The 8,747-nt window shown below is 34.3% G+C and carries 6 protein-coding genes and 1 pseudogene; all 7 read right to left on the reverse strand.

Going from position 1 to position 8,747, the window contains the following annotated elements; all coding sequences use genetic code 11:
- Nucleotides 1-4: 4 nt before the first annotated feature.
- On the reverse strand, nucleotides 5-367 hold the full coding sequence (locus tag ACIQ11_RS00910; RefSeq protein ID WP_396151940.1) for a WG repeat-containing protein: 363 nt from the start codon (nucleotides 365-367) through the stop codon (nucleotides 5-7).
- Nucleotides 368-377: 10 nt separating this feature from the next.
- Nucleotides 378-794 carry an acyl-CoA thioesterase gene (locus ACIQ11_RS00915; RefSeq protein ID WP_396151943.1) on the reverse strand — a complete coding sequence of 139 codons (417 nt, stop codon included), beginning with the start codon at nucleotides 792-794 and terminating at the stop codon, nucleotides 378-380.
- A 41-nt stretch (nucleotides 795-835) separates the two neighbouring features.
- Nucleotides 836-2,416: an AMP-binding protein gene (locus ACIQ11_RS00920; RefSeq protein WP_396151945.1), complete on the reverse strand. Its 1,581-nt coding sequence runs from the start codon at nucleotides 2,414-2,416 to the stop codon at nucleotides 836-838.
- Between the two features lie 6 nt (nucleotides 2,417-2,422).
- On the reverse strand, nucleotides 2,423-4,759 hold the full coding sequence (locus tag ACIQ11_RS00925; RefSeq protein ID WP_396151947.1) for a bifunctional salicylyl-CoA 5-hydroxylase/oxidoreductase: 2,337 nt from the start codon (nucleotides 4,757-4,759) through the stop codon (nucleotides 2,423-2,425).
- A gap of 41 nt (nucleotides 4,760-4,800) precedes the next feature.
- A complete protein-coding gene (locus tag ACIQ11_RS00930; RefSeq protein WP_396151949.1) occupies nucleotides 4,801-5,403 on the reverse strand; it encodes a flavin reductase family protein in 603 nt (200 codons plus the stop codon).
- A gap of 189 nt (nucleotides 5,404-5,592) precedes the next feature.
- Entirely contained in the window at nucleotides 5,593-8,418 is a 2,826-nt protein-coding gene (gene infB / locus ACIQ11_RS00935; RefSeq protein ID WP_396151952.1) for a translation initiation factor IF-2, read from the reverse strand.
- A gap of 53 nt (nucleotides 8,419-8,471) precedes the next feature.
- A pseudogene (locus ACIQ11_RS00940) lies at nucleotides 8,472-8,747 on the reverse strand (transcription termination/antitermination protein NusA); the annotation flags it as partial.

Here is an 8,747-nt window from a genome sequence, read left to right on the forward strand (position 1 = left end):
GAATTTACTTTGAAGCGAAATAATAATTTAATTTTTGAATCGCTTCTTCTTTCTTCCAATAAATCCCTTCAACAATTTCTTTTCCATTTTCATCAATAAAACCAAAAGCACCAGCAACATTTTTAATCATTGCGTATTTTTTTCCATCTTTTTGAATTTCAAAATCATAAATTTTAGAATAAATAGCTTGCACAACTTCTTTTCCACTCTTATCTATAAAACCATAAGTGTTAGCGACTGTTTTTACTAATGCCCAATCTTGATTTTGAGCATCAAATTGATACACTTTTTTGTAATGTGAAGTTGAATTTTGAGCAAAACAGTTTATTGTCAAAAACAACACTAATGTAAATCCTATACTTTTCATAATTAGTAATTTATAATTTATAATTTATAATTTTATTCTTCATTTCTTCTGAAAAAGGTTCGGCTTTGATGCCGTTTCTGTCTGGGTTGAAAGCTACATTTACTAAGGTAACTTCGCCTTCTAAAACCAAATTATTGCTTTCGTTTTCAAACTCAAATCCACAAATTATTGAAGAGTTTTTTAACTCTTTTACCCAAAGTTTTTTAGTTAAGATTTCGCCCAAACGTGCAGCGTTTTTGAATTGAATTTTCAAATCAACTGTTGGAATACCATTCGTTTCGTGCATTTTTGAAAAAGGTCGGTCTAAGGCTTCTTCAAACCAATCTTCCACTAAACCATTTAACATTTCTAAAAATCTCGGATAGAAAACTATTCCGGCATAATCTATATGTTGAAAACGAACTTTTTCTTGTTTTATAAATTGCATATTTCTGTTATTTTAAATACTAATTACAAAATTAGTACTAATTATTTTAACTTAAATCTTTGAATTTTCCCTGTTTCTGTTTTTGGCAAACTTGTAACAAAGTTAATTACTCTTGGATATTTATATGGCGCTGCTGTGTTTTTAAACCAATTTTGAATCTGAATTTTTAATGCTTCATCTGCCATTTCTTGTTCTTTTAAAACTATGTGCGCACAAACTAACATCCCTCGTTCTTCATCGGGTAAACCCACAACGGCACATTCTAAAATAGCTTTATGTGTTAAAAGTACGGATTCTACTTCAATTGCCGCAATATTATATCCTGAAGAAATAATCATATCATCGCCACGAGCCACAAAATGAAAATACCCTTCTTCATCTTGTCGGAAAATATCACCTGTAATGTTCCAACCATTTTCAACGTATTCGCGTTGTTTTTCTTCTCGATTCAAATATTTACAACCTGTAATTCCTCGCACCGCTAATCTTCCAGCTTCATTTCTTGGTAATTCGTTGCCTTGTTGGTCAATAATTTTAGCTTCGTAACCTGAAATCGCTTTTCCAGTAGCGCCAGGTTTCATATTTTCTTCATTAGACGAAATAAAAATATGTAACATTTCAGTAGCGCCAATTCCATCAATAATTTTTAGCCCTGTGGCATCGTACCAATCTTGCCAAACCTTCAAGGGCAAAGTTTCACCTGCAGATACACATTTTCGTAAACTCGAAATATCGTACTCTTGAATTTTAGTGGTAATCATTCGCCAAGCGGTCGGAGCTGTAAAACAAATCGTGATTTTATAATCTTGAATGGCTTGTAACAACACATCAGGACTTGGTTTTTCAATTAAAAAAGTGGAAGCACCAAAGTACATCGGAAACAACACCAAACCACCTAAGCCAAAAGTAAAACCAATTGGCGGACTTCCAATAAAAATATCATTTTCAGTAGGTTGTAAGGAATAATTTGGAAATGCTTCGCAAATATTGAGAATATCTTTGTGATAATGCGCCGTCATTTTTGGTAAACCTGTTGTACCTGAAGTAAATCCAATTAAAGCTACATCATTTGATTTTGATGGATAATTTACGAATGTTTTGGGTTTATTTTCTATTAACTTTTCTAAATCGGAATTTCTGTAAAAACATATGTGTTTTAGAAAATCAGAAGTTACTAAATTCATTTCTTCAGCTAAATCGCTATCGCAAAAGGCGTGAGAAATTTCAGCACAATCAATTATAGTGGTTATTTCTTTAGAACGTAATAAGGGCATAGTGGCTACGACTATTCCGCCAGCTTTTAAAACAGCAAACCAACATGCCACCATCATTGGGTTATTCGACGAACGCAACAACACTCGATTACCCGATTGTAAACCAAAATCTTCGACTAAAACATGTGCAATTTGATTGGCTTTTTCATACAAATCTTGATACGTCCAAGTTTCCTCAAAGGTTCGAATACAAACAGCATTTCCTCTACCTTCTTTGATGTGATTGTCAAGTAATTTTTCTACGCAATTCAATAGTTCAGGTTGTTGGAATTGCGGTAAATCCAAAAAGGTATATTCTGGTTGTAATTCCAGTTTAGGTAAATTTATTTGAGCAAAATTATCCTTCATTATTTATTACTTCTTATTACTTTTCGGTTTCAATGCTTTTTTCATGCCTTCCATTTGTTTTCGCTCTGAAGCTTTTAATGGATACAAATGTGAAATACCCATTTTATAGGAATTTGGAATATCTGTTGCGCGAAATTGTTCGTACGCTTGCGCATTTCGTACAAAATTAGCATCCAATAATAAAGGTCTTCCAAGTGCCACTAAGTCCGCTCTTCCGTTTAAAATAATCGTATTAATTTGGTCAATATCTTGAATATATCCGGCAGTTATTGTTGGAATATGAACCGTGTTTCGAACCGCATCTGAGAAAGGCGTTTGCCACATTCTACCTGTAATTGGTTTTTGGTTAGCAACTGTATTTCCAGTTGAAACATTGATGATATCGGCTCCTGCTTTTTTAAACGCTTCTGAAATAACAAAAACATCAGTTTCTGAAATTCCGTTTTCAGCCCAATCTGTAGCGGATATTCGAACAGAAATTGGCTTTTCTTTTGGAAATACTTCACGAATAGCAGTAAACACTCCCAAGGGATATTTTAAACGATTTTGAACACTTCCGCCAAATTCATCGTTACGAATATTAGTTAACGGCGACAAAAAAGACGCCAATAAAAAGCCGTGATGCGCTTGTAATTCAATCATATCAAAACCAGCTTCGTTAGCATTTTTAGCAGCTTGTACAAATTGATTTTTAACCAATTGCATATCTGCTAAAGTCATTTCTTTTGGACAATCAGAATTTTCATTAAACGGAATAGCAGAAGCCGAAAGTAACTCCCATTTTTCACCTTGAAATTGTGCTTCCCAAGGAATTTTTGAACAGCCTTTTCTTCCTGAATGTCCCAATTGAATTCCGATTTTTGTTTGGGTATATTGGTGAATAAAATCAGTAATTCGTTTCCAAGCGTTAATTTGATTTTCGGTATAAATTCCAGCGCATCCATCAGAAATTCTTCCCGTTTCAGAAACAGCGGTCATTTCGGTCAGAATTAATCCTAAACCACCAGCGGCTCTTGATGTATAATGCTGAAAATGCCAATCATTTACCAATCCGTTTTCTGCTACATATTGCCCCATAGAAGACATTACGATACGATTTTGTAATTCTAAATTTCGAAGTTTAAAAGATGTAAAGGCAGCACTTTTGCCTTCGAGAGCATCTGGCAACGCTTTTTGATTTGAACTATTGGCTTCGAGTGCCTCAGCCAACAGTTCTTGATAAAATTCATTTAAAACTTTATCTGTAAATGAACTATCTCTCAAACGTAAGTTTTCATATGTTACTTTTTTGGAACGCGTCATGCAGCCAAAAGCAAATTGCTGAAATGTATGTTGCATATGACGATCCATATTTTCAAACCAATCCAACGAAACAATGGCGGCATACTGAATCATTTCAACCGTATTTCTTCGGGTTTTATCGTATTGAGCAAAAGCGGCTTGAACATTAGTTGGATGAGCAATAACGGCATCGGATAAGCCAATAGCGCTATCCATCGCTAATTTTGTTCCTGAACCAATAGAATAATGGGCTGTAGCTTTGGCATCACCTAATAAAACAATGTTATTATGATACCAATTTTCATTCGTTACGTGCGGAAACTGACGCCAGTGTGATTTATTTGAAATTAGTGGGTGACCATCTAATTCATCATTGAAGATTTCGGCAATTTTTGCCATTGTATCGGCTTCATTGGTTACTTCAAAACCGTGCTTTTGCCAGGTTTCATCGCTACATTCAAAAATCCAAGTACTCATACCTTCTTCGTATTGATACGAATGCGCTACGATGGTTCCGTGAGGCGTACTTCTGAAAAAATAAGTAAAAGCATCTAACGGTTTTGTTGAACCTAACCAAACAAAGCGGTTCTTTTTTAATTCAACTTTTGTTCCGAATTCTTTTTGAAATTTTGTTCGAATTGCACTTGAAATTCCGTCTGTTGCCAGAATAATATCGGAATCTGCAAATTGTGATACATCATCTACATTTTGTTCGAAATGCAAATTTACACCTTCTTCTAAACAACGTTGTTGAAGTAATTGCAAAAGGGTTTTTCTGGAACAACCGCAAAAACCATTTCCTGCAATAGTTACGGATTCACCATCTCTCGCAATAATAATATCATCCCAATAGGCAAATTTACTTCGTATCAATTCATACGATTTCATATCGCGTTTTAGAAATTCGCCCAAGGTTTCATCTGAAAACACAACTCCGAATCCAAAACTATCATCGGGCTTATTGCGTTCGTAAATATCAATTTGGCAATGTGGCATTGCTTTTTTGGTTAAAATCGAAAAGTAAAGTCCGCCTGGACCACCACCTATAACTGTTATTTTCATATTTTTAATGGATAATTAACAATGGATAATTGATAATTAAATTATCTTTTAATAGAGAATATTTCTCCTAATTTACTGTAATTGGAACCTGCTAATCGTGCGACAGGTTTGTATTTTTCTACATTTATTTTATGATTTTCCATCAAAATTGAATCGTCAATATGCATCGTAATAATTTTTCCAATGATAATACACGCACCACCGTTTTGATGCTTTTCGATAAAATAATGATGCACCATTTCGCATTCAAATTGCACCAAACTTTCTTTTACTCGTTTTGGTTTGATGTAAATGGATTCTATTGGAGTTACGTTTGCTAATTCAAATTCATTTACATCAGCGGCAACCGATTGCGAAGTAGTATTCATTTGTTCAACCACATCTTCCGTAACTAAATTGACTACAAATTGCTGATTAGCGAGAATATTATTTAACGTGTCTTTGTTTTTATTTCCCGTTCGAACCGTTGAAAACATAATGTGAGGCGGATCCTCACTCACTACATTAAAAAAGGAAAACGGCGCCAAATTATCAATTCCATTTTCATCGATTGTGGCTACCCAAGCGATAGGTCTTGGTATGACAGTTCCTGTCAGTAATTTATATAAAGCCGAAGATTCGGTGTTTTGAATGTCGAATTGCATTTGAAATTTTTATTAGTATCTTCAAAAATAAGTTAAAAAAAACAAATTATTATAATTTTTTACGTTTAATGTTTAAAGATTTTCTAATGATTTCTATTTTATTTATTTTCAATAAATTAAAGAGAATAAAAATTTATAAAACAAAAAAAATCCCAATTTTCATTGGGATTTAAGTTTATGTTTCAAAAATTATTTCAATTTCTTTTTGATTTCAATTTCGTGGAAACTTTCAATGATATCGTATTCTTTAATATCATTGTATCCTTTTATTTGCATACCACAATCGTATCCTTTAGACACTTCTTTTACGTCATCTTTGAAACGTTTTAAAGCTACTAATTCTCCTGTAAAAATAACAACACCTTCTCTAATTAATCGGATTCTGTTGCTACGAATTACTTTACCATCTGTAATCATACATCCGGCAATTGTTCCAACTTTAGACACTTTAAACAACTCTCTAATTTCGGCGGTACCAGTAATTTCTTCTTTCAATTCTGGAGAAAGCATACCTTCCATCGCGTCTTTTAAATCGTCGATAGCGGCATAAATAATAGAATAATTACGGATATCAATTTCTTCTTTATCTGCTAAAGCTTTAGCGTTTCCTGCAGGACGAACGTTAAATCCGATAATAATCGCATCAGAAGCAGAAGCTAATAATACGTCAGATTCTGTAATCGCTCCCACTCCTTTATGAATGATATTAATTTGAATTTCTTCTGTTGATAATTTAGAGAACGAATCAGATAGTGCTTCTACAGAACCATCCACGTCTCCTTTAAGGATAATGTTTAATTCTTTAAATTGACCTAAAGCAATACGACGTCCAATTTCTGAAAGTGTAATATGTTTCTGAGTACGAACCGATTGCTCACGAGCTAATTGTGCACGTTTAGTAGCAATTTGTTTTGCTTCTCTTTCGTCTTCATATACATTAAACTTATCTCCGGCAGTTGGCGCTCCGTCTAAACCTAATACAGATACTGGTGTTGAAGGTCCGGCAATTTTTACATTGTTACCTCTTTCATCAAACATGGCACGAATTTTACCATGATTTTTACCCGCTAACATGTAGTCTCCAATTTTTAAAGTTCCAGCTTGTACTAATATTGTAGAAACGTAACCACGACCTTTGTCTAATTGTGCTTCTACAACTGTTCCTTGTGCAGGTTTATTTGGGTTTGCTTTTAGTTCAAGAACCTCAGCTTCTAATAATACTTTTTCTAATAATTCTGGAATTCCTTGTCCGAATTTTGCTGAGATATCATGAGATTGGTATTTTCCACCCCAATCTTCTACAAGTAAATTCATACCTGCTAATTGCTCTTTAATTTTCTCTGGATTCGCATTTGGTTTATCCACTTTATTGATTGCGAAAATCATTGGAACTCCTGCTGCTTGTGCGTGAGAAATTGCTTCTTTTGTTTGAGGCATGATGTCGTCGTCGGCCGCTACTACAATAATTGCAATATCGGTAACTTGAGCTCCACGGGCACGCATCGCTGTAAAGGCTTCGTGACCAGGCGTATCTAAGAAAGCGATTTTTTGACCACCATCTAAAGTTACTCCGTAGGCACCAATATGCTGTGTAATTCCTCCAGATTCTCCAGCAATAACGTTTGCTTTACGAATGTAATCTAATAACGATGTTTTACCATGATCAACGTGACCCATAACGGTAACAATTGGTGCTCTGAATTCTAATTCTTCTTCAGTATCTTCAATAATTACTGCATTTTCTTCAATATCAGTTGTGATAAATTGCATTTCGTAACCAAATTCATCTGCAACAATTGTTAATGTTTCAGCATCTAAACGTTGGTTCATGGTTACCATAATGCCTAATGACATGCATGTCCCAATCACTTTTGTAATAGGCACATCCATCATAGTAGCAATTTCACCAACCGTAACAAACTCGGTTACTTTTAGGATTTTGCTCTCTAAATCTTGTTGCGCTAAATCGTCATCAGTACGTTGACGGTGCGTTTCTCTTTTATCTCTTCTATATTTTGCCGCTTTAGATTTATTACCTTTTCCTTGTAATCTTTCTAAAGTTTCTTTAATTTGATTTTTTACTTCTTCTTCCGTTGGCTCAACCTTTACAACTGGAGTAGATTTGTTAAAACCTGGTTTTTTGAAGCCACCAGCGCCTTGTCCGCCTTGATATGGTCTTTTTACAAAACCACCTTGACCGCCACCTTGCGTATTTCCAGCTGTACCACCTGTATTTGGTGTTCCTGGCTTAACAATTCTTTTTCGTTTATTTGCTGCTGAACCTGGAGCGCCTGGTGTTCCTGGCTTACTTGCCGCAGCACCTGGTGTTCCTGGTTTTTTAAATTCTTCTTTCTTTTTCTTAGGTTTATTAAATTGAGTTAAATCAATTGTTTGACCCGTGAAAGTAGCTCCTGAAAGTTTCGTGTATTGTGTATCTAATCGTACTTCAATTGGTGTGCCATCAGGATTAAATTCTTGAGGTTGAACTGAAGCTTCTTCTGATTTTGCTTTTGTTTTTTCAACAGATTTTTTTACCGTTTCTGCAGGTTTGTCTGAAGTTTTTTCTGCAACAACTGTTTTTTCTTCTTTTGAAACAACATTATTTTCTTTAGCAGCAACAGTTTTATCAGCTTTAGTTGCTTCTTGTTTTTTTGGATTTAAATCAATTTTTCCCAAAGAAACTGGAGCGGTAACAACTGCTTTTGCTTTTATTATTTCTTGTTTTTGTCTTTCTTCATCTGCAAGACGTTTTACTTCGAGTTCTTTTTCGATTTCACGTTTTAGTGCTTCTTTTTCTTTTTTCTTTTCTTCGCCAACTTCTTTCGAAGCTACTTTATTTCCTTTATCGGCCGAAAAAATATTGCACAAGACGTCGAATTCCAATTGAGAAACTTTTGCATTGGGACTGTGCTCAATGGTATGACCCTTTTCTTTTAAGGTGTCAACAGCTCTATCAAGTGAAATGTTGAATTCTTTTAAAACTTTACTTATTCGTATTACTCTTTCTTCAGACATATTTGTTTTTTGCTTAATTTTCTTTGTGATTGTGATGCTAAATTAATTGTTGATTAGCTATCTAATTCTTGTTTTAGGATATTGATAACATCTAAAATGGTTTCTTCTTCTAAATCTGTTCTTCTTACTAAATCTGCAACATCTTTATCGATAATACTTCTAGCGGTATCTAAACCAATTTTTTCGAATTCTTCAATAATCCATTCTTCAATTTCATCACTAAATTCTCTTAATTCCACATCATCTTCTTCTTGAACAATTCCTTCGCGAATTACATCTAATTCGTATCCAGTTAATTGACTCGCTAATTTAATGTTTTGTCCGTTTCT

The organism is Flavobacterium sp. (assembly GCF_044361065.1).
Taxonomy (GTDB): Bacteria; Bacteroidota; Bacteroidia; order Flavobacteriales; family Flavobacteriaceae; genus Flavobacterium.

Bases quoted from the DNA above. Each gene is read 5' to 3' on its own strand.
- ACIQ11_RS00910 (WP_396151940.1), bottom strand. From the start codon at position 367: ATGAAAAGTATAGGATTTACATTAGTGTTGTTTTTGACAATAAACTGT.
- ACIQ11_RS00915 (WP_396151943.1), bottom strand. From the start codon at position 794: ATGCAATTTATAAAACAAGAAAAAGTTCGTTTTCAACATATAGATTAT.
- ACIQ11_RS00920 (WP_396151945.1), bottom strand. From the start codon at position 2,416: ATGAAGGATAATTTTGCTCAAATAAATTTACCTAAACTGGAATTACAA.
- ACIQ11_RS00925 (WP_396151947.1), bottom strand. From the start codon at position 4,759: ATGAAAATAACAGTTATAGGTGGTGGTCCAGGCGGACTTTACTTTTCG.
- ACIQ11_RS00930 (WP_396151949.1), bottom strand. From the start codon at position 5,403: ATGCAATTCGACATTCAAAACACCGAATCTTCGGCTTTATATAAATTA.
- infB (WP_396151952.1), bottom strand. From the start codon at position 8,418: ATGTCTGAAGAAAGAGTAATACGAATAAGTAAAGTTTTAAAAGAATTC.